Source organism: Singulisphaera acidiphila DSM 18658, assembly GCF_000242455.2.
Lineage (GTDB): Bacteria > Planctomycetota > Planctomycetia > Isosphaerales > Isosphaeraceae > Singulisphaera > Singulisphaera acidiphila.
In genome coordinates this window covers 4033256-4058662 of record NC_019892.1, presented here as the reverse complement: position 1 = coordinate 4058662, position 25407 = coordinate 4033256, and the positions used below count along the sequence as shown (strand labels likewise).

At 64.2% G+C, this 25407-nt stretch carries 19 protein-coding genes; 11 read left to right on the top strand and 8 right to left on the bottom strand.

Features of this window, described 5'->3' with window-relative positions; all coding sequences use genetic code 11:
- The first annotated feature begins 26 nt into the window (after positions 1-26).
- Both glpK and SINAC_RS15870 read left to right on the top strand, forming a co-directional pair.
- Entirely contained in the window at positions 27-1526 is a 1500-nt protein-coding gene (glpK, locus tag SINAC_RS15875; protein WP_015246653.1) for a glycerol kinase GlpK, read from the top strand.
- 413 nt (positions 1527-1939) lie between these two features.
- Positions 1940-3172, top strand: coding sequence for a PQQ-dependent sugar dehydrogenase (locus SINAC_RS15870; protein ID WP_020466074.1), 1233 nt, complete (start codon positions 1940-1942; stop codon positions 3170-3172).
- 240 nt (positions 3173-3412) lie between these two features.
- On the opposite strand, the gene SINAC_RS15865 is transcribed toward SINAC_RS15870, so the two are convergent.
- Positions 3413-4597, bottom strand: a complete 1185-nt coding sequence (locus SINAC_RS15865) for a XylR family transcriptional regulator (RefSeq protein ID WP_015246651.1) — start codon at positions 4595-4597, stop codon at positions 3413-3415.
- A gap of 774 nt (positions 4598-5371) precedes the next feature.
- Here SINAC_RS15865 and SINAC_RS15855 point away from each other — a divergent pair.
- The 6 genes from SINAC_RS15855 to SINAC_RS15830 all read left to right on the top strand — a co-directional run bounded on the left by SINAC_RS15855 (position 5372) and on the right by SINAC_RS15830 (position 12477).
- Positions 5372-6454: a DUF1559 family PulG-like putative transporter gene (locus SINAC_RS15855; RefSeq protein ID WP_390553796.1), complete on the top strand. Its 1083-nt coding sequence runs from the start codon at positions 5372-5374 to the stop codon at positions 6452-6454.
- A 198-nt stretch (positions 6455-6652) separates the two neighbouring features.
- Positions 6653-6880, top strand: a complete 228-nt coding sequence (locus SINAC_RS15850; RefSeq protein WP_015246649.1) for a hypothetical protein — start codon at positions 6653-6655, stop codon at positions 6878-6880.
- 126 nt (positions 6881-7006) lie between these two features.
- Positions 7007-8374, top strand: a complete 1368-nt coding sequence (locus tag SINAC_RS15845) for a hypothetical protein (protein ID WP_237722567.1) — start codon at positions 7007-7009, stop codon at positions 8372-8374.
- 227 nt (positions 8375-8601) lie between these two features.
- Positions 8602-11451 carry a PVC-type heme-binding CxxCH protein gene (locus tag SINAC_RS15840; RefSeq protein ID WP_052334751.1) on the top strand — a complete coding sequence of 950 codons (2850 nt, stop codon included), beginning with the start codon at positions 8602-8604 and terminating at the stop codon, positions 11449-11451.
- 356 nt (positions 11452-11807) lie between these two features.
- Positions 11808-12074, top strand: coding sequence for a type II toxin-antitoxin system Phd/YefM family antitoxin (locus SINAC_RS15835; RefSeq protein WP_244884942.1), 267 nt, complete (start codon positions 11808-11810; stop codon positions 12072-12074).
- 193 nt (positions 12075-12267) lie between these two features.
- Complete coding sequence (locus SINAC_RS15830; protein ID WP_015246645.1) at positions 12268-12477, top strand: hypothetical protein; 210 nt, start codon at positions 12268-12270, stop codon at positions 12475-12477.
- A gap of 21 nt (positions 12478-12498) precedes the next feature.
- Here SINAC_RS15830 and SINAC_RS15825 read toward each other — a convergent pair whose 3' ends face one another.
- The 5 genes from SINAC_RS15825 to SINAC_RS41870 form a co-directional block, all read right to left on the bottom strand.
- Positions 12499-14094, bottom strand: a complete 1596-nt coding sequence (locus SINAC_RS15825) for a serine hydrolase domain-containing protein (protein WP_244884941.1) — start codon at positions 14092-14094, stop codon at positions 12499-12501.
- A 212-nt stretch (positions 14095-14306) separates the two neighbouring features.
- The gene (locus SINAC_RS15820) at positions 14307-14876 is read right to left on the bottom strand and encodes a hypothetical protein (protein ID WP_015246643.1); all 570 of its coding nucleotides are present in this window, start codon (positions 14874-14876) and stop codon (positions 14307-14309) included.
- Positions 14873-16399, bottom strand: coding sequence for a serine/threonine-protein kinase (locus SINAC_RS15815; RefSeq protein WP_015246642.1), 1527 nt, complete (start codon positions 16397-16399; stop codon positions 14873-14875). Before SINAC_RS15815 ends, SINAC_RS15820 begins: the two co-directional genes overlap by 4 nt.
- Entirely contained in the window at positions 16374-17015 is a 642-nt protein-coding gene (locus tag SINAC_RS15810) for an RNA polymerase sigma factor (RefSeq protein ID WP_015246641.1), read from the bottom strand. Before SINAC_RS15810 ends, SINAC_RS15815 begins: the two co-directional genes overlap by 26 nt.
- A 100-nt stretch (positions 17016-17115) precedes the next feature.
- Positions 17116-17259, bottom strand: coding sequence for a DUF4058 family protein (locus tag SINAC_RS41870; protein ID WP_081578306.1), 144 nt, complete (start codon positions 17257-17259; stop codon positions 17116-17118).
- A gap of 178 nt (positions 17260-17437) precedes the next feature.
- On the opposite strand from SINAC_RS41870, the gene SINAC_RS15805 reads away from it, so the two are divergent.
- From SINAC_RS15805 to SINAC_RS15795, 3 genes are read left to right on the top strand one after another with little or no spacing between them, the layout of a single operon-like run.
- Positions 17438-19009: a UxaA family hydrolase gene (locus SINAC_RS15805; protein WP_015246640.1), complete on the top strand. Its 1572-nt coding sequence runs from the start codon at positions 17438-17440 to the stop codon at positions 19007-19009.
- A complete protein-coding gene (locus SINAC_RS15800; RefSeq protein ID WP_015246639.1) occupies positions 18985-21321 on the top strand; it encodes a hypothetical protein in 2337 nt (778 codons plus the stop codon). Before SINAC_RS15805 ends, SINAC_RS15800 begins: the two co-directional genes overlap by 25 nt.
- Before the next feature lie 8 nt (positions 21322-21329).
- Positions 21330-22352, top strand: a complete 1023-nt coding sequence (locus SINAC_RS15795; RefSeq protein ID WP_015246638.1) for an NAD-dependent epimerase/dehydratase family protein — start codon at positions 21330-21332, stop codon at positions 22350-22352.
- A 22-nt stretch (positions 22353-22374) separates the two neighbouring features.
- Here the strand turns inward: SINAC_RS15795 and SINAC_RS15790 are convergent, their stop codons facing one another.
- The gene (locus SINAC_RS15790; protein WP_015246637.1) at positions 22375-23736 is read right to left on the bottom strand and encodes a glycosyltransferase family 87 protein; all 1362 of its coding nucleotides are present in this window, start codon (positions 23734-23736) and stop codon (positions 22375-22377) included.
- Entirely contained in the window at positions 23733-25331 is a 1599-nt protein-coding gene (locus tag SINAC_RS15785) for a hypothetical protein (protein ID WP_015246636.1), read from the bottom strand. The genes SINAC_RS15790 and SINAC_RS15785 overlap by 4 nt, the downstream gene beginning before the upstream one ends.
- Between the last annotated feature and the right edge of the window lie 76 nt (positions 25332-25407).

Here is a 25407-nt window from a genome sequence, read left to right as displayed (position 1 = left end):
CGGATCCCGGCCCAGAGGATTCACCGATGGCACGCGACCATGTGTTGGCGATCGACCAGGGGACGACCAGCACCCGAGCCGTTGTCTACGACAACCGTCTGCGGACCGTCGGCCAAGGGCAGGCTGAAGTTTCGCCCACCTATCCGAAGTCGGGCTGGGTGGAGCACAGTGCGGAAGCCATCGTCGGATCGGTCGGCCCCCTCGTGACACAGGCACTCGCCGAGGCGGGCCTCGGCGCGGATCGGATCGCGGCGATCGGTTTGACGAACCAACGGGAGACGACCGCGATCTGGGATCGTCGGACGGGCTGCGCAATTGCCCCTGCCCTGGTTTGGCAGGATCGCCGGACCGCCGAGTTTTGCGAGAAACACCGTGATCGGCAAGCCTGGATCAGCGAGCGAACCGGCCTGGTGCTCGACCCCTACTTCTCGGCCACCAAGATTGCCTGGCTGCTCGAGAACGTTCCCAACGCCAGGCGTCGCGCCGAGGCGGGTGAGTTGGCGGCGGGAACTGTCGACAGCCTCTTGATCTGGCATCTCACCGGGGGCCTCAAGCACGTCACCGACGTCACCAACGCCTCACGCACGCTCCTGATGGACTTGCGGACTCTGCGCTGGGCCGATGACCTCTGCGATTTCTTCGCTGTCCCTCGGGGAATATTGCCCGAAATCCTTCCGAGTTCCGGCGAGTTCGGGAAAACCTTGGGTTTGGACTACCTGCCTGACGGTCTGCCGATTTTGGGAGTTGTGGGGGACCAGCAAGCCTCGCTTGTTGGGCAAGGGTGTTTGCACGAGGGGCAGGCTAAGTGCACCTACGGGACGGGGGCCTTCCTGCTCGTGCACACGGGGTCGAACGTGGTCCCTTCGACACGCGGGCTGATCACGACCTTGGCCGCGACCCTGGGGGATGGTCCGCCGCAGTATGCCCTGGAGGGGAGCGTGTTTGTCGCCGGGGCGGCCGTGCAGTGGTTTCGCGATGGCCTGAAGGCCGTCGGCGCGGCCCCTGAGATCGATGAGCTCAGCCTGCACGCCGACCCGAGTTCCGGTGTGCTCTTCATTCCGGCCCTGACCGGGCTGGGGGCTCCGCACTGGGACCCCGAGGCGCGCGGCACGCTCTTCGGTCTGACGCGGGCCACTTCGCTCGCCGACCTCGCCCGTGCGACCTTGGAAGGGGTCGCCTACCAGATCACCGACCTGATCGACGCGATGAACGCCGATTTGACCTCCCCCCTCGCCGACTTGCGGGTCGACGGCGGCATGGCACGCTCCGATCCGTTCCTCCAGTTCCAGTCCGACCTCCTCGGCCTACCCCTGCGCCGGAGCCCTCAGCCCGAATCGACCGCCCTGGGGGCTGCGCTCCTGGCCGGCCTGGCCGCCGGTGTCTGGACCGACGCCTCGACGGCCGTCGAACACCTGCAAGCCGGTGGCCAGACGTTCTCGCCCGCTAAGGACTCTGCCTGGCGAACCGCCGCTTCGCAACGCTGGCAGCACGCGATCGAGACCGCGAAAAGCTACTATCGAGGCTGAGCGATTCGCATTCCCGGGGACTGTGTGAGTCCCGTCTGAATTCGTGTCTTGCCTGATTCGGAAACGGCCGAAAGTCTTGAGGATTCCCGCTGGCGTCCTTCTCTTGCCCCGAGCGTTGCCCGGATCGACGTTCCCCGAGCCTTTGATGGCTCGGGGGTCGTCGTCGGCACGCAAACTCCGACCGCGATCGAGTGATTCGGAGACATCTCCCAACGGTAGCATCTCCCCTTCGCCCGTTGACCGCCGTTACAATGCCCTTCGAAATAGCACGGAAGCTCATCGTAGCGGGACTTCGGGAACGCACGTTTCGCTGAGATCTCGCGACGAGATGACGCTCTTGTCCGCCTCGAATTCCTTCCTAATTCGGCCCATCCCGCCGAACCCAACTCCTCATGAGGGCTGATTTCGTGAGAATGCCTTTCTCGCCCCTTTTCGCGGTCCTGGCCGCACTTGCCCCGGCGATTGCCGTGGCGGACGATTCCAACCTGTCGTTGCCCCAACTCACCACCGAGGTGGCCTTCCCGAACCTGAAGTTCGACCGGCCGGTCGCGATGGACTTTCCGAACGACGACAGCAACCTCCTGTTCGTGATCGAGCAGCATCAGGCCAAGGTCTGGTCGTTCCCCAACGACAAGGAAACCAGCCAAAAGCAACTGTTTCTTCAACTGGCCGCCCCGATCAGCAAGGATAATGAAGAAGGGCTGCTGGGCCTGGCGTTCCACCCAAAGTACAAGGAGAACGGCCAGTTCTTCGTTTATTACTCGGCCGATGACCGCGCGAAGGGCGGGCCGAATCGCCGGTCGGTCGTCTCCCGGTTCCGGGTTTCCAAGACCGACCCGCGAACGGCCGACCCCAAGAGCGAGGAACGGATCTGGATCGGCCCCGATGATCCGTTTAGCAACCACAATGGCGGCTGCATCGCGTTCGGTCCCGACGGCTTCCTCTACATCTCGCTTGGTGACAGCGGCGCGGCGGACGATCCGTTGCGCTCGGGCCAGAACCCCAAGGACCACTTCGGCTCGATCTTACGGATCGACGTTGACCACCCCACCGACGGCAAGGCGTACGGGATTCCGAGCGACAACCCCGCGCGTCGCGATCCGAAGTTCGCCCACTGGGCCCCCGAGGTTTACTGCATCGGCTTGCGGAACGTCTGGAAGTTTTCGTTCGACCGTGAGAACGGCAAGCTCTGGGCCGGTGACGTCGGCCAGAACCTCTATGAGATGGTCCATCTCATCAAGAACGGCGGCAACTACGGCTGGAGCATCAAGGAAGCGTTTCACCCTTTCTTACCCCAGCGCAAGATCAAGGCGGATCCGGCCAGCCCGATCTCTCCGCCGCTCGTGGAATATCCCCACAAGCCGACCGCCGAACGCCCCGACGATGGGAAGAGCATTACGGGTGGATATGTTTATCGTGGCAAGGCCCTCAAGGACCTGGTCGGCGTCTATGTCTACGGTGACTTCGACACCGGTCGGATCTGGGGCCTTCGCGAGAAAGACGGTAAGGCCGTCGCTAGCGCTGAACTGATCGACCGGCAACTCGAGAAGAAGAAGCTCGCCATCGCTTCCTTCGGCGAAGATCCCCAGGGCGAGTTGTATATCCTCGCGTTCGACGGCCAGATTCATCGGCTCGTGCCGAGATAGACGCACCGCTCAGCGAAGCGGTTCATTTCGCAAGTTCGTCAACGTCGAAGGTTGAGCTCAATAGCCGGGCCGGCCGTCATTTCTCACGGGTGAAGAGCGACTCCAAAGGGGTTGGCTTGAGACCGAGGGAATGACGGCCGGCCCGGCCGTGCTACTGTTCCGGTGGATTGCGGTTCGGCCAGCCAAGATCCTCCAGGATTTGTCGGATGAATCACTCAGCGAGTGCTGCATAGGGCCCGTTCACAGGCGGCCTTCGCGGTTGTTTCGCCGGTAGGCTCCGGGCGTCGATCCGGTGGTTTCGCGGAACGCGGCGATCAGGTATTCGACGTGCGAGAAGCCTGCGCGATCGGCGATTGCCTGGAGTGGCAGTTCGGTCTCGATCAGCAGTTGCTTGACGCGTTCGAGGCGGACTGCGGCGATCGCGCCGTGGATCGTACGGCCGATGGACGCCTGGAAGCGGCGGTGGAGTGAGCTCCGCGAGACGGCGACATGCTCGAGGACGTGCTCGATGCGAATGCCGTGACAGGCGTGCTCGCGGATGAACCGCATCGAGTCGGCGACGATCGGGTCGGAGATTGCCATGACGTCGGTCGACTGCCGGGTCGCGACCCCAACGGGCGGGACCGGGCCAGGAGCCGTTGGATTTCGCCCCCCCTTCATCAGGTGGTCCAGGAGCTTGGCGGCCTCGTAGCCGATCCGTCGGCAGTCGGGGATGACGCTTGAGAGCGACGGGTGCGCCAGCTCGCAGGCGAGGGTTTCGTTGTCGACGCCGATGACCGCCACCTCTTCGGGGACGGCGACGTTCGCAGCTCGGCAGGCGTCGAGTGCCTGGACGCCTCGAAAGTCGTTGCATGCCATCAAGCCCAGGGGCTTGGGGTGGTTTGCGATCCACTGTGAGACTCGGTGGACCTCCTCCTCCCAGGAGGGGAGTTGGTGTCCCCAGGAGACCGCCTGGGCCTTGAGGTATTCGTCGCAGGGGAACCCGGCGGCGCGCACGGTCGCGGCGAAGGCGTCGGACCTGAGCCGGGACCACTCGAACTGCGGGTATCCGAAAAAGGCGAAGCGGGTGAACCCGCGTCCCAGGAGATGCTCGGCGCCCATGACGCCGATAGCCGCCTGATCGCTCTGGACCGTCGGCAGGCCGGAGCGTGGCTGCTGGTCGTCGAGGTCGATCGTGGGTATTCCGGTTTTCAGAATCAGATCGGAGAATTGCGGGAACAGGGTGGTGATGATGCCGTCGCCGTTCCATTCGCCCAGCCATGGAGGCACGGGGTCCTGGAGCGATCGGGGCTCGAAGAAGACGGTCCAGGGGCCGTTCTCTCGGACGTAACCGACCATGCCGTGGAGGATTTCACGGCCGTAGGCCATCGACGTTTCGATGATAAACGCCACGCGAGGAGGGTTGGGACGCGCCTTTCTCCGCATCGATGGAGGTCCAGATCCGGGGCTTTCAACCATCTCGGCGGCTCGACGTCGAGCCCGAGAACCCGACCGCAGTCGGTATGGCCGTCGACTTCCGCTTCAGCGACAAATGCTACATCGCCCCGAGAATCCCGTCCAGCGCCCGCGATTCGGATCGACCGACGCGGAAGCACGATCCGTGGCGAAGTGACTCGCGTACGTCCACGCAGGCGAGTTTCCGCCTCGAGGACTCCCTCCTCACGTCGGCTACGATTTCCCCCCCGCTTGTAATCGAGTCTGATGCCCGCTCCTGGACGACGGACTCCGATCCCTTTGGAAATCGAGAATGCCATACGTTCCACCACGCTCGGAAGCTACCGATGGGTCTTAAATCTACGGAAATTCATGAAATTATGTGATATTAAATATTTTATATTGAGATAATATATTTTGAATCAAGCGGATGAAATTGGTTCCAACGATGCCTCGACCGTTTTCCGTCCGATTCGCGTTCGATCTTCCGGGGGTAGGATCAGGTCGTGGCAGTGCGGCCGGCGGTGACGACTTACATTGTCGTGACACAATTCCTTAGTCGCTTTTGCATAAAACCTCAGTAGGCGACCGAAATAATGTTTGACTATCATATAAAGCCCACGCGGTTTTCTTGCCACGAACCGGCTCCTTTGGGCGCTGGCAGGTATCCTTCCATGCATTCCTCTCATCCCCTTCACGAGGAATCCCAGCCAGCAAATCTCTCCATCACGTTCGTTTTCACTTCTTATGAATCTGAGGAGATTGATGATGAAACGGGAGAAAGGTTTCACGCTCATTGAGCTGCTGGTGGTCATCGCGATCATCGCCGTGCTGATTGCGCTTCTGCTGCCTGCCGTGCAGAGCGCCCGCGAGGCGGCCCGCCGCGCCCAGTGCATCAACAACCTGAAGCAGTTGGGTTTGGGGGCACAAAATTATATTTCAACATACGAAGTAATGCCAATGCAGTGCAACTACAATACGTCGGAGTCGCAGGACTCGGGCTTCTCGTGGTCGTGGGCCGTGGCCATTCTCCCGCAGATCGAGCAGACGGCCTTGTTCAACTCGATGAACTTCGCTCAGGGGAACTATGGGTTCCAGATCACGACCGCCGGGTACACGCAGGTGGCGGCCTTGCTCTGTCCCTCGGAGTCGATCGGCCAGCGGCCGGGTTATCCCTGGGCGACGGCCAGCTACGTGGGTAATTACGGCGGCCCGGGGCAGATTATGGCCTACAGCGGGACGATTGTTCCTCCCAAGGACCTGCTCCTCAACGGCAGTATCGGCACGGTGGGCTGGGGCGGTGGCGCGGGGGTTGTGCGGATTGCGTCGATCACGGACGGGACATCGAACACCGCCGCTTTCAGCGAGCATCTGATCGGCCTCGGTGTCTCGGGCGATGTTGCGACGATGACCCCGAACTCGCCGAATGCCAGGCGCGTGATCTTCCCCGGTACGGATTCGTCGGGGACCAATACTGGCGCTGCCGGCGCGATGTCGGCTGCCCGAGCGTGCATGAACCTGCCGGCCACGACGCTGGCCAACGCCACGGCCTCGGCCTACCTGGGTTATAACTGGCTGCTCGCCTATCCGACTCACGTCTGCCTCATGAATTACATGCATGTGGCCGCGCCGAACTCGCTTCAGTGCGGCAACGCGGGTGACATCTCGTACGTCCAGTTCGTCGGCCCCACGGGCTCGGCGGCGGCCTCGAGTAACCACGCTGGGGGCGTGAACGTCGGGCTGGCCGACGGCTCGGTTCGATTCGTCAAGAACACGATCAACCTGTCGGCTTGGTGGGCGCTTGGGAGTCGGTCGGTCGGCGAAGTGGTCAGCGCCGATGCCTATTGACGCATCGACGCCGGGAGAGCGACGGGGCGGAAGTGTCCCGGCCGCCAGACGCAGACGCAAGCAGCAGAACAACCCCTTGTCTCGACACTGCGGCTTCCCGGCGCGAGCGAACGACGCGAGGCGATCGCGCCTTTCGCCCGCCGGGAAGCGAACCGACGACCTCGGCTCCGGCCCCAAGTTCAAGAGGCGGATCAATCCATGCGACGATCGACCAGGCGAGCATTCTCTCTCTTTCTGGTGGGCTCGATCTTTTCCGGTGTGGGCTGCGACTCGGAAGATAAGTTGAGCGGGACGCCGAAGAACCTACCCCCGAACACGATGCCGCCGGCGCCCCCGCTGACACAGACTCCGGCCGATTTGGCCAAGACGGTCAAGGGAGGCACGAAGAAGGGGCCGGCCAAGACCCCGAAGGCGTCCGGCCTGTGATCGGTCTTTTTCGGTCGCGCGAGACGATCGATGGGACTTTCCTCTTTCTTGAACGACAGGCTTTGCGCTGCATCGTTGAATGGCGACGATCGTGGACGCGGAGAATTCGCGGAGGTGACGACGGTGATGTTTCGGAATTTGCTGACGATCTCGATGGTGCTGGCCTCGGCTGGCGTCGGTGTTTCAGGAAAAGCGGGCGAGCTCATGGCGGGTGCGGCTGCTGCGAATCTGAAGGCCGACGACTCGCTGGTCATCGGCGGTGGGATCGGGCCGCACAAATACAATGGCCAGGAAGGTGAGCTGCGCGCCACGGCCGTGGTGATCCAGGACCCACAAGGTGCGAAGGTCGCCCTGATCGAGTGTGACGTCCTGATGGTCAACCGCGACGTGCTAGACCGTGCGGCCCACGAGATTGAGAAGGCGACGGGCGTGCCGTTCGACAACATCCTCATCAACGCGACCCACACCCACCACGCGCCGACGACCGTGACAGTCCACGGCTACCATCGCGAGGAGGCGTTCACGCAGCAGGTGGGCGACAAGGTCGTCGAAGCGGCCGTCGCCGCGAACAAGCGGCTCACCCCGGTGACGATGGACTTCCGACTCGGCGAGGAGTCGTCGGTCGGGCGCAACAGCCGTCTCCTGCTCGCCAACGGCATGATCTACTGGACCGGTTCGCAGGAGGACTTCGTACGGCCCACCGGCCCCTTCGATCCCGAACTTCCGGTCTGGGCCTTCCGCCGCAAGGACGGTTCGGTCGAGGCCCTGATGTTCAACCACTCGACGCACACGATCGGGACGAAGAAGCCCGGGGTTCGGTCGCCCGGCTTCTATGGGATGGCGGCGCAGGAGCTCGAGCCGGAACTTGGCGGCACAGTCCTATTCTTCGAGGGGGCCTCGGGTTCGACGCACAACCTCGAACTCAACGGACCCGAGATGACCACGCGCATCAAGCAGGCCGTGCTCGATGCCCTGGGGAGGGCCAAGCCGCAACCCGTCGACGTGGTCCGGGGGATCCGCAAGGAGGTCACCATCAAGGTTCGCGACTTTGACGATGCCAAGGACGACGCAGCCGTGACGGCCTACGAGGCTCACAAGATTAAGGACCCCAAGACCGCTCAGTTCGTGATCGACGTCTTCCGCGACATGCGCAAGGAGCTGGCGCCGCTCAAGGGCCAGGAGCGGAAGACCTGGGTCCAGGCGATCCGGATCGGCGACACTGCGGTCGTCGGCGTGCCCGCCGAGTTCTTCACGGTGCTCGGGCAAGACATCAAGCGACGCTCGCCGTTCCGCTTCACCTACGTCTTCGAGCTGGCCAACGACTACATCGGCTATGTCCCCGACCGCAAGGGCCACGAGCTGGGCGGCTACCAGACCTGGACCGGGCTGCACAGCTTCGTCCCCCCGGGCACGGGCGAGATGATCGTCGACGAGGCTTTGTCGCTGCTCAAGACGCTGCACGACGAACCCCCAGCGACGGTCCAGGCCCGCTGAGCGTTTTTCGAGATGCGGGGGATCGCCCCCCGCATCTCGATGATCGTGCACTTTGATGGCGATCACAGGCGATGATCGTGCGCTCTCTTTTTCTTCCCCACTCTTTCTCGCCTGCTGAGGTCGAATCGATCTCCCACGCCCCAATGGTTTCGCGAGCTATGTTTATGTTTTTAGGAAATCAGGCTGTACGCCGTTCGTCACGTTCCGTCCGGTGGATGCTCGGGGCTTTGGTTGCCCTCTCTGGCGGCGCGTCGGCGGCCCCTCCGGCCACGAAACCGTTGTCGCCGGCCGAGGAGCGGGCGACGTTCCGTCTGATCGACCCCAAGCTGCGGATCGAGCTGATCGCGTCCGAGCCGGACGTCGCCAGCCCGGTGGCTATCGCCTGGGATGAAAACGGGCGGCTTTTCGTCGCCGAGATGACCGACTATCCCGCCGGGCCCCGGTCGGGCAAGCTCCGGATGCTCGAAGACCTCGACCGCGACGGCCGCTATGAGGTCTCCAGGACGTTCGCCGAGGGGCTGAACTTCCCCAACGGTGTGCTCCCCTGGGCCGGCGGCGTGCTGGTCACAGCCGCTCCCGACATCCTGTTTCTCAAGGACAATGACGGCGATGGCGTCGCCGACGAGCGGCGGGTCGTCCTCACCGGGTTCGTCGAAGGGAATCAGCAGTTGCGGGTCAATGGCCTGACCTGGGGTGCTGACAACTGGGTCTACGCCGCCAATGGCCGGAGCGACGGCTCCGCGCTTCGGCCCGGCGACCCCGCCGAGAAAGAGGTGCCGTTACGGAGGCACGACTTCCGTTTCCGTCCCGACACCGGCGAGGTCGAGGTCGTCTCCGGTTTCAGCCAGTTCGGCTTGCCGCGCGACGATTGGGGGCGGCGGTTCCCGTCGTGGAACACGATCCCGATCCGCCACGCCGTGATCGAGGAGCGCGTGCTCAGCCGCAACCCGTACCTGGCCGAGTCGTCGTCGGTCGCCACGATCCTCGACCCCGCCGACGGCGGCCGTGTGTTCCCGATCAGCCCTGCGCCGACGACCTACAACCGCGAGTCGACCGCGTACTTCAACGCCACCTGCGGCCCGACGATTTACCGGGGCAATGTGCTGGGCGATGCCTATCGGGGCAACGCTTTCGTGTGCGAGTCGCTGACGAACCTGGTCCAGCGTCGCGTGCTGGACGACCGCGGCGCGACCTTTTTGGCCCGCCGCGCCGAGCCTGACCGCGAGTTCCTGGCCTCGACCGATCCCTCGTTCCGGCCCGTCAACCTGACGACCGGCCCCGACGGAGCACTCTACGTGGTCGACTTCTATCGTGAGATGGTTGAGCATCCGCAGTTCGTTCCCGAAGAGCTGCGGAAGTCGATCGAGTTCCGCCGCTGGAACAACCGAGGACGCCTGTGGCGGATCGGGAACCAGGACGTGAAGCTCGCCCCCTGCCCTCCTTTGGGCAAGGCGTCGACGGCCGAACTGGTCGCGGCGCTGGAGGAGCCCAACGGCTGGTGCCGTGACACCGCTCAGCGGCTGATCGTCGAGCGGCACGATAAGGAAGCGATCCCCGCGTTGCGGAAGCTCGCCGAGGCCGGATCGACGCCGCTCGGCCGGATTCACGCCGTCTGGACACTCGACGGTCTGGGGGGGCTTGAGGACGCCACCTTGGCCAAGGTCCTGGGCGACACCAGCCCAGGGGTGCGCGAGTGCGCCGCCAGGCTCGCCGCCCACCGACCCGGCCTGGCCGCTGCCCTCGTGAAGGCGGCGGACGACCCGGAGGTTCGCGTTCGTTTTCAGGCGGCGATCGCGCTGGGCGATCTCGACGACGGGCGAGCCCCCTCGGCTCTGGCGCGGATCGCGGCGCGGGACGCCGACGACGATTGGGTGCGGCTGGCGGTCTTGAGCGGGCTTGGCGAGAAGGCCTGGCCGTTCCTGCACGCCTTGCTCGTCGCGCAGCCGGGCTGGCTCGCTGCGACGACGCCCGGACAAGGGCAAGTGCTGTCGTCGACCGCCGCGATTCTTGGAGCCCGGAATCGGACCGAGGAGCTGCACGCCCTTGCGGCCCAGCTCACGCCCACCCCCGACGAGACGACCGTCGCCGGCCGGATCGCGCTCCTTGTCGGGCTGTCCGACGGCCTGGCTCGCGCGGGTCGGCCGCTGCATGAGTTGCTGAAGGCGGGGCCGGCGGCAGGGTTCGAGGGAATCGCTGCGCTCCTCGATCGCGCGGCCAGGTCGATTGCGTCGGCCGAAGCGTCGCCCAACGACCGCGCCCAATCGCTGACGCTGCTGGCTCGCTGCCGCCCCGAGTCTGCGGCAGCGGCGATTCCCGCCCTGCTCCTCCCGGGTCAGGCTGAGGTTGTCCAGTCGGCCTCGGCGCGGGCCGTCGCCGAGGTTGATTCGGCCGAGTTGGCCGGCCAGATCCTCGACGAGTGGGCGTCGCTCCCGACGCGCTCCCGGCGCGAGGTGCTGACCGCTTTGACCAGCTCGGTCCGGCTTGCCGATCGACTCGTCGGCGCAATCGAGGACGACGTCGTGTCCCTGACCGAGCTAGCCCCGGCCGACCGCGACGCCCTCCGCCTGACCCCTGACGCCGCGCTCCGCAGCCGGGTCGAAAAGCTGCTCGCCGCGTCGGCCCCGCAAGACCGGACGGCCGTGGTCAAGAAGTTTCAGCCGGTCCTTGAGCTCACCGGCGATGCTGGTCGCGGCGGCGAGCTCTTCGCCAAGAACTGCCAGACCTGCCACCAGCGCCAGGGCCGTGGCTTCCGCGTCGGCCCCGACCTCTCCGGCGTCGCCGGCCGTCCCCCTTCGGCCTTACTGAAGGACATTCTCGACCCCAACGCCGACGTTTCTCCCGATTTTGCTACATATCTGGTCATTACCAAGCGAGGGCAGACGCTCTCGGGTCTCCTGGCCGAGGAGACGGCGTCGAGCCTCAAGCTGCGAGGGGCCGAGGGGATCGAGCAATCCGTGCTCCGCTCCGAGATCGAAGCGTTGCGACCCAGCGGACGAACCCTGATGCCCGAAGGGCTCGAAGAGGCCCTCGGCATGCAGGGGCTGGCCGACCTGATCGCGTTCCTCAAGCAGTCGTGAGCGGAATCGAAATCAGGACGACGCGGCTGTTATCGACGTTTCAGGCACATGAAGAGTGGGACGAGGCGACGGATGCGGCGGTGAGTGTCTGTCTCGGAATGTCAGGCTTCACCGGGAAATGAAGGGCGTTTTGGGGGGCCACGGGTTCCGGACTTGTCACGCGACAGACTCGGAACCTGTGCGCCCAGGCCAAGGCATTGAAACCATGCCAATTACCGGCGAACTTAACCGGCGAATTGGGTGCATGCCGTTATTGGCTTGTCGAGCAGGGGGAAATCAGGCAGCATTGAATTCGATGCGTTAACAGCGCGGCTGATTTGGAGTACGTTATGGACCTGCACAGAGATATTCACCTCTTGACCGATTTCAAGCGGCACACTGCCGAATTCCTGGCTCAGCTCAAGACCACCGGCGAGCCGGTGGTGCTGATGATCAACGGCAAGGCGGAAATCGTCGTGCAAGATGCCAAGTCCTATCAGCGCTTGCTAGACCTGGCCGAGCGGTTGGAAACCATCGAAGCTGTGCGGGAGGGGCTGGAGTCGATGAAGCGTGGCGAGGGGCGGCCCGCGGAGGAGGTCTTTGCCTCGATCGAGCAGGAATTGCTGGCAAAGGCCGGTGCATGACGCTCCGTGTGGTTTTGCAACCATCGGCCGAACGGGCTATCCAAAATACGGCCAAGATGGCTGGCTGAGCAATCGAAGTCTCCGGCGGCGGCCATTCGGTAGGGGCGTGGCATTCGCGCGAAAATCGAGACGCTGCAGTGGATTGAGCTCACTTGTGGTCAAAAAGTCTCGACCTTTTGCGGCGATACCTTTGATGCGAGATGTCGCGAGTGATATCGTCTTCACACTTGTGGTGAAAGCGATTCAGGAGCGGAAAGGGTTCCGGCAAAGCTATGCCCGAATGGAAGTCATGCCTGTGACCGTTCACCTCCTCGACGAACCAGCCCAGCCTGGAGCCGGAGGTTGTGACGCTGCCGAGCTTCGCCAGCGTCACATGGACTTCTTGAAACCGTCGCAGGGATGATCAGCAAACGTGGGGCGTGCGTTATTCTCGCGAGAGGCCCTGGGTCAGCCACTCTCGCAGCTTGGAGGCGATCGAGTTCGGGTCGGAATCAATATTGGACAGGATCACGACGGTATAACCCAGATCAGGATACATCTCGAACTTATTCGTGATGCCGACCCACCCGCCACCATGGCCGATGATCCGTGTCCCGTTGTAACGCTTCACGATGAAGCCGTAGCCATACCGACTGTCCGGCTCGGTGTAGTCCACTTGACCCGTCCAGATGAGGTCGGTCGACTTTGCGTCGAGCAGTTTCTGGCTACCAAGCGCCTGAGCAAACTTGACTAGGTCTTCGGCGGTGGAATAGCCCAGGCCATACGGTAAGCCTTTGACCGGAAGCATGAAGATGTTGCTGCGCCGTGTCCGGTTCGGCGCGTCCATGTATCCCGTCGCCAGATTGGGCGGGTCGGTGTCGAGATCGTAGCAGTCGGAATCGGTCATATCCGCTGGTTGATAAATGTGCTCGCGAACATAATCGTAGTAGTCCTGACCGGACGCCTTCTCGATGATCGCGCCCAGCACGAGGTAGCCGTAACTACTGTATTCCAGCCTCGAGCCTGGCTCGAACTTAAGCGTATCGTGCGCAGAGGAGGAGGATAAATACTCCTTGACGGTGCGGAATCCCTGACGAAACGGTTTATCCCCGGAAGGGTGGTTCTCAGCCAGGCCGGAGGTGTGGGTGAGCAGGTGGTGTACGGTGACCTTTTGCGCCCAATCCTTGTTCGGGTAGTCTGGCAAAATCGTGCCGAGGGTGTCTTCGTAGGAGAGCTTGCCCTTCTCGACCAGTTGTGCGATCGCAACGGCCGTGAACATCTTGCCGATAGAGGCGATGTTGAACTTGGTGTCGATTCGGTTCGGCGCGTTCCAGGTGCGGCTCGCTAGCCCTGATGCTCTCTGGTAGATCGGTCTGCCATCCTTGGCGATCAAGACTACGCCGGAGAAGGCATCCGCTTCGACCAGCTTCGTGAGGAAGCCGTCCACCTTGTCCCGGATCTCCTGGTCGGTCAGCTTGTCGCGTGGCAAGAGATCCGCAGGTGCCTCGGTGTTGCGAAAGCCCATGCCAAGGATGTTGTGTGGCGACTGCGCACCGACAGTCATCCCGATCACCATCCATTTTTCCGTCCGTTTCGCCTGCACGACCACGGCGATCTTCTCAGGTGACGAGGCCGCGATCTTTCGGACATCGAAGCCGCCCGTGTCATTGAAACTCTTGAACTGCCGGTCAGTGATCTGATCAACCGGCAGGGAGCCGTTCGGGGGAGGTGCATAATTCTCTGAGATGAACTGCCGGAGCGTCTCACGCCTGCCGGTATTCACCGCCGCGAGCCAGGCGGCGAATTGCTTGCCCGCCGGGGTTTCAGGCAGCGCGGTTACCGCCTGGACTTGCTCTGGCGGTGAAGAGGTCGGGGGTGACTGGGCGGGCAAGGTCGCCGACATCAGACAGAAGAGAATCGCAGCGGTGATAGTGATGGTTCTCATCGCGACAGACCAGACCTTTCGAGTGGGGGAGACTTGGGAATTGCCGGCGCGCGGAGTCGGCACGTCCCCACCCTTCCGAAGGGTGGAGTTCTTCATCGGGCGCAGCCCCCTTCGGGCGTCGAAGCAGCCGGCCACGGTTTTCCTTGAAATCATTCAGATGGGAGGCCGTGGCTCGGCCAATACCGCTGGGTGGTGCGGGTTGTCCTCAACCCGTGAGCCAAAAACCCGGGTTTCTGCTCATGGGTTGAGGACAACCCGCGCCACCCAGGGCTTGTACAAAAGTCAAAATGAAGACCGCGACCGGCTGCTTAGAAGCCCAGGCCAAGGCTGTCACGGATGATCTGATCGAGCTTGTGGGAGATGATCTCCTCGCGGTTCTCCTGGCGTTTCCGGGCAAGCTTCTTCAGCGTCTTGACCTGGGCTTCGAGGGCCTCGATCTCGCGTTCCTGGCGTTTCTGACGCACGTCGAACCATTTGCCGAGGTGGTCGCTCAGCTTGGCCTTCGCGTCCGTGAGCTGGTCTTCGGCCTCGGCGGTCTCGAGCTGCCGGATCAGGTCGTCGGTCTGCAACACGAGCTTCGCTTCTTCGGCTCCAATCTTCCGGATGAGTGCTGCCTCTTCGGCTCCGATCTTCCGAGGGAGCGCGTCGGTTGTTTTCACCGAGGCGAAAGGCTTGTGGATGTCGTCTGTCATTGGCTTGAGATCGGAATCTTTTGGAGCCCGGAACAAGGGGTCGGCTGGTCGCACACTATCCGAGGGAAGGGTGTCGGGGAGGACATTTCGGGATCGTCCGTAGTCTTGCGCCTGGGATGACGCGACGACGGCGACGACAAGGGCAAGGATCACAAAGAGGCTCATGAATGCGTATTTCGGCTTCATGGTCGTTTCCGGTCGTGAGGTTTGAAGTTGGGAAGGGAACCGATGAAGTCGGCAGGGGTGGCGCGGCTCGAGAGGAGATCGCGTGCCAGGGCCTTGGCCGCTTGGGAGAGAGCTGTGGTACGCTCGGAGAGCAGGTCGAGGCGAAGGTCTTTTCGCTGCGTGAGGATGTCGTCTCGGATCGCTCGAGCCCGGTCCTCAGCGTCGTCGATGAGGTGTTCGAGATCATCGGAAGCGATCGCTTCCGGGCTGCCGACCGCCGGTCGCCCCGGGGTCGAAGCGGTAGATGGGGGAGTGCTCGGCCCGCGCGACCAGACGACCAAGGCTCCGCCCGCGAGCGCACAGACTGTGGCGAAGGCTACGACCGCGGCCGATCGCCGGAGTTCGCGGGCCAGTCGTTCCGTCGTCGGCTTGTGCTCCAGTCCATCCGGCAAGGGCGATGCCAGGGGCTGCTGGACGTGAGCCAGGCATCGGCCGAGGACCTCCGCGACCTCGCTCGCGGTCTGGAACCGCCGGGCCGGGTCCTTGGCCATCAGCCGGGCGATGATCGTTTCCAGCCAGGCGGGGACATCGGGGTTCTGCTCGCGGAGTGGGCGCGGGGTGTCGTCGCAGACGCGGCGGAGGACGGCCAGGGGCGACTCCGCGCGGAACGGTGGATGGCCCGCGCAGGCCGCGTAGAGCGTGCTGCCGAGGCTGAAGAGGTCCGCACGCGGGTCGGTCGTCTCGCCGCGTGCCTGCTCGGGGGCCATGTAATGGGGGGTGCCGGCGACGATGCCGCTATGGGTCATCGCGGCGTCGGCCGCGGCGCGGGCCAGGCCGAAGTCCGTCAACCGTACCCGCTCGATGCCGTCTTCGAGCAGGATATTCGCCGGCTTCACGTCGCGGTGGACCAGGCCCTGGGCGTGGGCCGCCGCGAGACCCGATGCCGTCTGCATGCCGATCCGCAGGACTTCCTGCAGCGAGAGGGCCCCCTGGCTGTCCAGCCGCTCCTGGAGCGACCGTCCGGGGATGTATTCCATGACCAGGAAGGGCAGGCCCGACGACTCGACGACGGCGTAAACGGCGACGACGTGCTCGTGGACGACCGCGGCCGCGGCCCGCGCTTCGCGGAGGAAACGCCGCCGCGCCACCCCACTGGTGGCGAGTGAGACGGAGAGGACCTTGATCGCGACGTTTCGGTGCAAGGCGGGGTCGAAGGCCTTGAGCACCACGCCCATTCCGCCGCGGCCGAGCACCCCCTTGATCTCGTAGTTCCCGATCCGCCCGAGCGAGTCGGGCCAGTCCGACGGGGCGAGGATATCGAGCGCTTCATCGGCTGCCGGTGGTGGCTCGCCGGGGTCGGCCCCGAGGTAGCGGCGGACCGCCAACAGACAACGGTCGTTACCGACCAACCGGTCGAGTGCCTCGCGGCACCGCACGCACCTCTCCAGGTGTCGCTCGAGCCCGGTCACCTCAACGGGGGGCAGGCGATCCTCGGCCAACCGCCGCAGGCGGTCCGGATCACAGGGGTTCAGCAGGGAAGGCACAGTCCACCTCGTTGATGATTGCCGCCGCTTGGTCACCGCATTGCTCAATTCGACGCCGGAGGCGTGAAAGGACCCGGCTGCGGGCGACGTAAACGGCCCCGACCGACAGCCCCAGTTCGGCCGCCACCTCGCCCGGTGGACGGCCTTCGAGCGCGGTCTGCCAGAACGCTCGCCAGGTTGCGGGTGTGAACTCGCCGCGGATGTCGTCGGCCGCCCACCGGAAGAGGCGTTTCTCGTACTCGGCCTCAAACAGTGCTGTGGCTGATGGATCCACTGCTGGCTGGGCCTCGAGGAGGTCCTGAACGCTGGTGGCCCCACTTCCGCGAAGTTGATACTGCCGCCGTGCGAGGAAGTTGATCAGCAGGTTGCGAGCGATCCGCGACAGCCAGCCGCGGAAATTTCCCCGGGCTGGGTCCCAGCGATCCGAGGCCCCGGCCACCGCACGGAAGACCTCCTGGCAGATGTCGTGTGCGTCGGCGTCCTGGAGCCCTTTGCGGCGGGCCAGTCGGTAGACCAAAGGCTCATAGAGTGCCACGAACTCGCGCCAGGCGGTCGAGTCGGCTGGGTCGCGGAGCTTGACGATCAGCGAGTCCCGAGTGGCGGGTGACTCATCCATTTGCTCCTCCTTACCCCCAGCTATACACAGGGGAAGCGAAAACCTTACACGGATTCTCCTGGTGCGTGAAATTTATGGTAGACGGTGCCGAGCCCGTTGCTCACATGGAGCGGCCGCCCTTTTCTTGGGGCCGAAGTCGCGAGCCGAGGACTTCGCTGGCGACCGTGATCATCCGGTGAGGGACGTCGGGCCAGCGTCGACGATCCTCGAGGTACGGATCCATACCCGGAAATGGCGATGGCATTGTTTGAGAGGCTTCCGACCGAGCGAGGGGGCCGAAGGCCGAGAGTTGTCCTTGTATGGATTCTACTTCGCTATGACGGGCGAGAGCAGACTGGCTTCCCAAAGCCGGCGCGAGCCACTAGACTGACCGGAAGCGACGCTCTCGCAACAACAATCGCAGAATCCGGGGTCAACCCAATATGGCGACGGCAGCCGAGGAGCAGCGGGCGGTTATCCTCCGGGGCGAGGACAACGTGGCGGTGGCCGCCCGGCCGATCCCCAAGGGGTACGTCATCGCGGTCGGCGGCCGGGAGGTCGAGGTCCGCGAACCGATCGCGCTGGGGCACAAGGTGGCGCTTTCGGCGATCGAGCCCGGGCAGCCGGTCCGAAAGTATGGGCAGATCATCGGGTTTGCCTCGAAGCCGATCGCCGCCGGGGCCTGGATCCACGTGCATAACGTCACGGCCGAACTCTTCGAACGCGACTACGCCTACGCGTCGGAACAGGCGCCTCCGCTTCCGACGATGGAACCCCGGACGTTTCAAGGGTTCCTCCGGCCCGATGGGCGGGTGGGGACGCGGAACTATCTCGCCGTGATTAGCACGGTGAATTGCTCGGCGAGCACCTCACGCTACATTGCCGAGCGGTTCCGGGGTGACGCCTGGCGGAAGGATTATCCCAACGTCGACGGCGTGTTCGCGGTGACCCACAAAGGGGGCTGTGCGATCCCGTTCGGCGGACCGGATCATAATACGCTTGAACGCGTGCTCGCCGGGTTCGCCAACCATCCCAACGTGGCTGCCTATGTGATCGTCGGGCTTGGGTGCGAGGTCAGCTACGCGCAGCACCTGGTCGAAGCACAAGACCTGGTCACCCTGGGCGGGGTCAGGAAGAGCGGCCGGCAAGTCGAGCCGGTTCGGCCTCGGGTGCTGAACATCCAGGAGCAAGGGGGGATCAACAAGACGGTCGAGGCGGCCGTCGCGGCGGTCTACCAGTTGCTCCCCGAGGCGAACGAGTGGGTGCGAACCGAGCAGCCTGCCTCCAAGATCAGCTTGGCGATGGAGTGCGGCGGGTCGGACGGTAACTCCGGGGTCACGGCCAACCCCGCGCTGGGGGTGGCTGCCGACCTGATCGTTGCTCAAGGGGGGACCGCCATCCTGGGAGAAACGCCCGAGATCTATGGTGCTGAGCACTTGCTCACCCGCCGCGCTGTGAGTCGCGTGGTGGGCGAGAAGCTGGTCGCGAGGATCAAGTGGTGGGAAGATTACACCCGCCTCTTCGGGGCTGAGATCAATAACAACCCGTCACCCGGCAACAAGGCGGGGGGGCTGACGACCATTTACGAGAAGTCGCTGGGGGCCCTGGCCAAGGCCGGTTCGACTCCCTTGGTCGATGTCGTCGAGTATGCCGAGCGGGTGGACACCCCGGGCCTCGTTTTTATGGATACGCCCGGCTACGACCCGCCCTGCACCACCGGCCTGGTTGCCGGTGGTGCCAACGTCCTGGTCTTTACGACCGGACGGGGCAGCGTGCTCGGCTTGAAACCGACCCCGTGCATCAAGGTGGCGACGAACACGCCGATTTTCGACCGGATGATCGACGACATGGACCTCAACGCGGGGACGATTCTCGAAGGGGAATCGGTCGAGAGCGTCGGTCGCCGGCTCTTTGAAATGATTCTCGACTCAGCGAGCGGGACAAAGACGAAAAGCGAACAGCAAGGCGTTGGCGAGGAGGAGTTTGCCCCTTGGCACATCGGGCCGACCCTCTGAAATCCGTTCGCGGCCCCGGCATTGTCGCGGTGGTGGTCGCCCTTGCTTTTCTCGAGGCGGCCTGGCTCGGCTGGTTCTTGGTCGAGCCCTTGCCGAATGCGGGGAACGTCGGCGGGACGGTGCGCCGCTGGATGTTCCTGGCGCGCGCCTTGCCCCAAGTGGTGCCGGGCGTGCGCTTCGACCAATCCTACCTGGGTCTGGCACTCCAAGAACTTGGACACCTCGAGAATCTGTCCCAACGCGTGCCGATCGCGCTGGCCGCCACGCTCATCGCCGGGGGAGCGCTTGCCCTGGGCCAAGGGGTGCTCCGGGGCCTTCGGCTCCAGCGCGTGCTCAAGCCGATCGAGCGGCTGCCGCTTGCTTACGGCTTGGGGACGACCGGACTCGGCCTGATCACGCTCATCCTGGGGCGGCTCGGAGCGCTCTCCCCCTGGCCGATCCGGGTTGGACTTGGAGCGCTGATCGCGGTTGAGATTGCGCTGATGGTCCGAGACCGTCGCAGGACAGTGGATCGCGACGATGGGGAACTCCGCGCCGAGGGCTTAGCGTCTGCCTCGGAAGGTCATGCTTCACCGGGAAATGAAGGAGCTTTGGGTGCCACGGGTTCCGTACTCGGACCCCGTGCGTCCCAGGCCAAGGCATTCCCGCATGGGTTCCGAGTACGGAACCGCATGGCACCCGGAAGACCCTCAAACACTCCGGGGGGGGGCGCCTTTGGGGACAGACTCTTACCGCGTTCGACGAGCCTGCCCGCTCTGATTGGGCTCAGCCTTTTCGCGATCGGTCCGTTCTTGCTGTTGATGGCGCTGGGGGCGATGCTGCCGACGATCGACTTCGACGCGATCGAATATCACCTCCAAGGTCCCAAGGAATATTTTCAGGCAGGCCGGATCAGCTTCCTGGCCCACAACGTCTACACGAGCATGCCGTTTAGCGTGGAGATGCTTCACCTGCTGGGCATGGAGGTCTTGGGCGACTGGTGGCAAGGCGCTTTGGCTGGGCAGTTGCTGATCGCCGCGTATGCCCCGGCCTCGGCGGCAATGATCGCCCTGACGGCCGGGCGGTTGGCGTCGTCACGTGCCGCCGCCATGGCGGCGATCGTTTATCTGACGACCCCCTGGATCTACCGGCTCGGGGTCTTGCCCTATGTCGAAGGGCCGCTCTGCTACTATCACGCGGCGCTCGTTTGGGCCACTGCTCGCGTCTGGTCCGTCGCCGATCCAGGAGTACGGACCCGGCTCTGGGGTGTGCTGGGCGGGCTCGCGGGGGGAGCGATGGCCTGCAAATATCCGGGCCTGATCTCGGCGGTCCTGCCGTTCGGAGCCATCGCCTTGGTGGAGGCGATTAGACGCCGGTCTTGGCGGATCGTCGCCGGCTTCGTATTGGGCTGGGGGATCGTGATGACACCTTGGCTCGCCAAGAATGTCATCGATACGGGGAACCCGGTTTACCCCTTGGCCAATCACGTCTTCGGTGGACGCTATTGGGATCCAGCACGCGAGGCGAAATGGACCAATGCACATGGGCCAAAGTCGATTCAACTCGCTGCGCTCTGGGATTCGATCGTCGACGTGGCCGGCCGGTCCGACTGGCAGTCTCCGCTCTATCTGGCGTTGGCCCCCCTCGCACTCTTACGCCGGGGTTCCCGACGGTCGGCCCTGGCACTCTGGGGCTTTGTGCTCTACCTGTTCGCGACCTGGTGGCTGCTGACTCACCGGCTCGATCGCTTCTGGCTTCCCCTGCTCGCTCCGTTGGCCGTCCTGGCCGGGCTGGGCGCGGATTGGGTTCGGAGCCGAGCTTGGTCGGTGCTCCTGGGCTTACTCCTCTTCGTCGCGATCGTCACGAACATGGCGTACTCGTCGACGGCCTTGACCGGCTTCAACGAGTGGACCGGCGACTTATTGGTTCTGCGGCGATCGGTCCCGGAGATGCTCAACGCTCCGCTGGCCCGGCTCGACGCCGGACTGCCGCCGGACGCGAAGGCCTTGTTGGTCGGGCAGGCGGCGGTCTTCCATTTCCGGCACCCGATCGTCTACAACACGGTCTTCGATCACGAGACGATCGAGACCTTGACTCGTGAGCGGACTCCCGACGAAATCGCTGCGACGTTTGCGGAACGTGGCATCACACACGTGTATGTCGACTGGTTTGAGATCGAACGATATCGATCACCGGGTAATTATGGGTTCACGTCCTACGTCACGCCCGAGCTGTTCGCCGGGCTGGTTGCCGCTGGGGTGCTCGACGAGCCTGAGCTGATAGGCAGTCGACAGCAACTCTTCAAGGTTCGGATGCGCAAACCGCGGAGTTGAGCTGAAGCATGGACGCATTAACGATCGTAACCGGTGGCGCGGGGTTTATTGGTAGCCACCTGGTGGAACGGCTGGTGAGCCTGGGTCGGCGAGTTCGCGTGGTCGAACGGCCGGGGGCCGACGCTGCGCACTTACCTGCATCCGTGGAACTGGTTCGGGCCGACATCCGCGACCCTGAGGCCGTGGCCATTGCCGTGCGTGGCGGTCGCTGGGTCTATCACCTGGCGGCGAACCCGAACCTCTGGGTTCGCGACCGGGCTGAGTTCAGCGCGGTGAACCACCAAGGGACGATCCACGTCCTCGATGCCGCCCTGGCGGCCGGGGCCGAACGCGTCCTGCACACGAGCACCGAAAGCATCCTGACCTGCGCCCGGGCGACCGGCCCGATCGGTGAGGACGTGCAAGTCCAGCTCTCGGACGCCGTCGGCCCTTATTGTCGGTCGAAGCTGCTCGCCGAGAATGAGGCGATGGCCCGCGCCCGAGCGGGCAAGCCGGTCGTCATCGCCAACCCGACGATGCCGGTCGGTCCGGGCGACCGAGGGCTCTCCCCTCCCACGCGCCTGATCCGTGACTTCTGCCGGCGGAAGCTCCCCGCGCGGATGGATTGCACCCTGAATTTGATCGACGTCCGCGACGTGGCTGAGGGCCTGATTCTCACGATGGAACGGGGCGAACCCGGCCGGCGGTATCTGCTCGGGGGGGAAAATCTGACGCTTGTGGGCCTGCTCGGCATTCTGTCCGAACAGACCGGGGTTCCCGTGCCGCGGTGGCAGGTCCCTTACCCCGTCGGGTTGGCCTTTGCTCATGCCAGCGAACTCTGGGCCGACCATGTCTCAGGTCGGACCCCCAAGGCGACCGTCACGGGGGTCAAATTGACCCAGCGCACCATGCACTTTGACGCGTCGCGAAGTCTGGCCGCCCTGGGTTTGCAGCCAAGGCCGGTCCGGGAGTCGCTGGCCGACTCCGTCGCCTGGCTCCGCCAGGTCGGCCAGATCGAAGGGGGGCCGGGCGACCTGGCGCAAGCGTCCTGATCCTTGAGCCGTCATCCCATCCCTATCCGGCGAGGTCGACCGAGGACGCTGTGAACTGAGAGGAATCTGGCCTCGAACGCGCCATTCTGGCGACCGCCCAGGCGGTCGTCAGAGGCCAGAGGAGCGGGATGATCGTCAAGAGCGCCCGGAGGGCCGAGACGTCGGAACTGTCCCCGTTCCCGAGCGCGAGGTGATGGGGGATTTTCAGGGCGATCAACATGCCCACGAGCCCCGCGAACGCCAGGCTGGGGCGAGGTGGCCAGGACCGCTGGGCCAATCGGTGACCGATAACCGCCAGCGGCAGCAAGAGCAGGGTCAGGTAGATCTCCCAGGCGATCGGGTTCAAGACGGTGCTCACCGAGAGCATGACGAGAAATCCATCGTTCTCGTCCTGAAGCTTCACGGCGGCGACCAGGAAGATCAGGAATGTCGCCAGGGCCATGACTCCCCCTGCCCGTGAGGCAAGCTCCGGTCGGTCGATCAGCGGTGGGGCGGTGACGGCGTTAGTCGTCGCTTGCGAATAAAGGCCGCCGAAGATGCGCTGACCGAGTGTCCAGACCGAAATGTTGAGGTCGGAGGCCGCGTAATCGCCCCCCGCGCGGGGAGCGATTTCCCTGTAATACTTCGCGATTGCCCCCGGCATGACCACGGCGGATGCGGCGTTCAGGGCGAGAAATGCCAGGGCGGCACTGAGAATGACCTTCCCCTGCCGCTTCCAGGCGTAAAAGAGGATCAGGGGCCAACCCAGGAACTTGAGCGAGACCGCCGCGCCGAGGAGCAAGCCTCCCAGCATGCGCCGGCCCCCTCTCAATGCGAGGTAGGCCCCCGTCAGCAGGGCGAGGAGGACTACGCTGAACTGTCCAAGGACGAGGTCGTCGAGGACAGGACGCGTGGCCAGGGCCAGCACAATGAACGCGAGTGGCACCCTCGTTTTTTGCGCACCCCAGACATACCGCGCCACCAGGATCGAGCAGAGTCCAAGAAGGAGGTATTCGGACGCAAGCCAGACGGCGGCTCCGACGGGATACGTTGTCAGGCCCAACGGAAGCGTGAGCAGGAGCGCGGGGGGCGGGTGTGGGGTCGGGTGCGGGAAGGCCAGGATGCCATCCGTCCTGCCGACATACTTGGCCCGGAGTGCTTTCATCGGTTGATAAGGATCTTCTCCCTTGAGCACGGCTCGTGCGGCCAGGTAGTCCTGGAGTAAGTCCTTGCGATAGACCTGGGCCGGGCCGACGGTTCCGAGCGTGGTGACCACATGGGCCAACGCGAGCAGCACGAACACGGACCCGAAGCACGAGACGAGGGGGATCGAAGCGTCAACACGAGGTTCACTGGGCGTGTTCGGCCCGCTCGTCGGATCCGGAACGGATGGGAGGTCGCTCATTGGGAGGAACCCGCGCCTGGCGTGACCGTCTTGACAGAGAGAGGGAGGACGCGGCGGAAGATGGCGACCTGATTGTCGTCGAGCAGCACGCGCCAGCGGACGCTTGCGCGGGCTTCGCTGGCCAGTCGCGTCTCGGCCGGAATGCAGAGGAGGTCGACTTGGTCCTGTGCAAACCGCTCCTCCCAATTCGGTGGGGCGGCGAGCAAGCTGCGGTAGTCTTTGGTGTGTTCGGGGCCGTGGACGTCGAGGCGATCGTCGATCCAGGTTTTCAACCGAGGATGAAGCCCCCAGCCGTGCCAGGTGAGATATCCGCCCCAGTTTGCGCCGTGGAATATGCGTTCGCCTTGATAGTTCGCCAGGAGCCGGTCGAGCGCCTGCGACGGCATCAACTCCTGGTTGTGATGGGCGAGATGGCCCATCCAGGGGGAGGCAAACAACATGAGCCCGGCAAACGCGAAGCTGACGAGGTACGGTGACCGTCGTTCAGGACGCACCTCAAGCCCGGCGCGAAGCTCGGGCGAGAGTCTGGCGGAGAGCTTTGCCGCCAGCGACTCGAGCCAGGGGATTCGTGTTGCAAGTGAGGCCAGCGTGGGCACGGCCACGACCACCCAGAGCGGAGAGTAGCGCGAGGAGGTCAGACCGAAATGCAAGAAGACCACGGTTAACGCCAGCGCCAAGCTACTGATTCGCTGGCGGCTGAGAACCCCCAGCGTTGGGAACAGCAGCACGAGCATCTCGATCCGGAACCACCCCTGGTCGAGAAAGTTCGGCGGCAGCCACTCCGCGGTGCTCTGGGTCTGGATGAACGGATCCCGAATCATCCGCAAGTTCCACAGGTGGAGCCCGAATCCGTACGGGTTGACCAGCGTCGCGGCGAAGAGGGCGACGCCGAGTCCGGTCCACCAGCGCAGCCGCCGTCGCGCCTCGAGCCGCGCCACGGAATCGAAGGCCAAAACGGCGGTGGCGCATTCGACCAGGTACGTGACGCCGAGCGCGAGGATCCCGGCCAGGAAGCCACCGTGCAGGTTGGGCCAGAGGACGAAGATGGGCAGGAGCCAGAGCGTCTTCCGTGCCGGGATCGCTCCACGGTGGAACCGCTCGCAGAGATCAACCACGAGGACCAGCGCGGGGAAGGTAAAGAGGTTGGGCCGCGCCACCCACGAGGGGGAGGTCCCGAGTGCAGCCAGGAACGTCCAGAACGCGGCCGCATGCCAGGGGATCCCGTCACGCGTCATCCTTGTGTAGAGGAACCGCAACGTCAGTGCGATGCAGAGCGACGAGAACACGGCGATACCGTTGAGCCCGCCCCAGCCGTAGGCCAGGCGGAGCAGGATATCGCCGAGCCAGGCCTGGGTGACCCAGGGGCGGCCCTCGGTGGGGGAGCAGAACTGCTCCCGGTAAAGAAACCCGTGGTTCTCCCACATCAGGTCGGCGATTCGCAGGTTCCAGCCCAGCCCCGGGTCGTCCATCATCCGTGTCCCGGCGTTCTGGAGGATGCAGAGCGTGAAGAAGACGATCACGACGTCGGCAAACCCGATCGCGTACCACGGTCGGCGACCCTGCTTGGCGTCTTCGGAGACTCTGTCTTCAGTCATCGCTTCGATGGCTTGCTTCCTTTTTTTTCGCGGAGAATCTGCCGTTGAAGTTCCGTCAAGCACAGAGCCGTTGCCG

What these genes read in the sequence shown, in the direction of transcription:
- SINAC_RS15865 (WP_015246651.1), bottom strand. Translation starts at nt 4,597, where the DNA reads ATGCGGAGAAAGGCGCGTCCCAACCCTCCTCGCGTGGCGTTTATCATC.
- SINAC_RS15790 (WP_015246637.1), bottom strand. Translation starts at nt 23,736, where the DNA reads ATGAGCGACCTCCCATCCGTTCCGGATCCGACGAGCGGGCCGAACACG.
- SINAC_RS15805 (WP_015246640.1), top strand. Translation starts at nt 17,438, where the DNA reads ATGGCGACGGCAGCCGAGGAGCAGCGGGCGGTTATCCTCCGGGGCGAG.
- SINAC_RS15870 (WP_020466074.1), top strand. Translation starts at nt 1,940, where the DNA reads ATGCCTTTCTCGCCCCTTTTCGCGGTCCTGGCCGCACTTGCCCCGGCG.
- SINAC_RS41870 (WP_081578306.1), bottom strand. Translation starts at nt 17,259, where the DNA reads ATGCCATCGCCATTTCCGGGTATGGATCCGTACCTCGAGGATCGTCGA.
- SINAC_RS15855 (WP_390553796.1), top strand. Translation starts at nt 5,372, where the DNA reads ATGATGAAACGGGAGAAAGGTTTCACGCTCATTGAGCTGCTGGTGGTC.
- SINAC_RS15845 (WP_237722567.1), top strand. Translation starts at nt 7,007, where the DNA reads ATGTTTCGGAATTTGCTGACGATCTCGATGGTGCTGGCCTCGGCTGGC.
- SINAC_RS15820 (WP_015246643.1), bottom strand. Translation starts at nt 14,876, where the DNA reads ATGAAGCCGAAATACGCATTCATGAGCCTCTTTGTGATCCTTGCCCTT.
- SINAC_RS15825 (WP_244884941.1), bottom strand. Translation starts at nt 14,094, where the DNA reads ATGAAGAACTCCACCCTTCGGAAGGGTGGGGACGTGCCGACTCCGCGC.
- SINAC_RS15785 (WP_015246636.1), bottom strand. Translation starts at nt 25,331, where the DNA reads ATGACTGAAGACAGAGTCTCCGAAGACGCCAAGCAGGGTCGCCGACCG.
- SINAC_RS15795 (WP_015246638.1), top strand. Translation starts at nt 21,330, where the DNA reads ATGGACGCATTAACGATCGTAACCGGTGGCGCGGGGTTTATTGGTAGC.
- glpK (WP_015246653.1), top strand. Translation starts at nt 27, where the DNA reads ATGGCACGCGACCATGTGTTGGCGATCGACCAGGGGACGACCAGCACC.
- SINAC_RS15810 (WP_015246641.1), bottom strand. Translation starts at nt 17,015, where the DNA reads ATGGATGAGTCACCCGCCACTCGGGACTCGCTGATCGTCAAGCTCCGC.
- SINAC_RS15850 (WP_015246649.1), top strand. Translation starts at nt 6,653, where the DNA reads ATGCGACGATCGACCAGGCGAGCATTCTCTCTCTTTCTGGTGGGCTCG.
- SINAC_RS15830 (WP_015246645.1), top strand. Translation starts at nt 12,268, where the DNA reads ATGCGAGATGTCGCGAGTGATATCGTCTTCACACTTGTGGTGAAAGCG.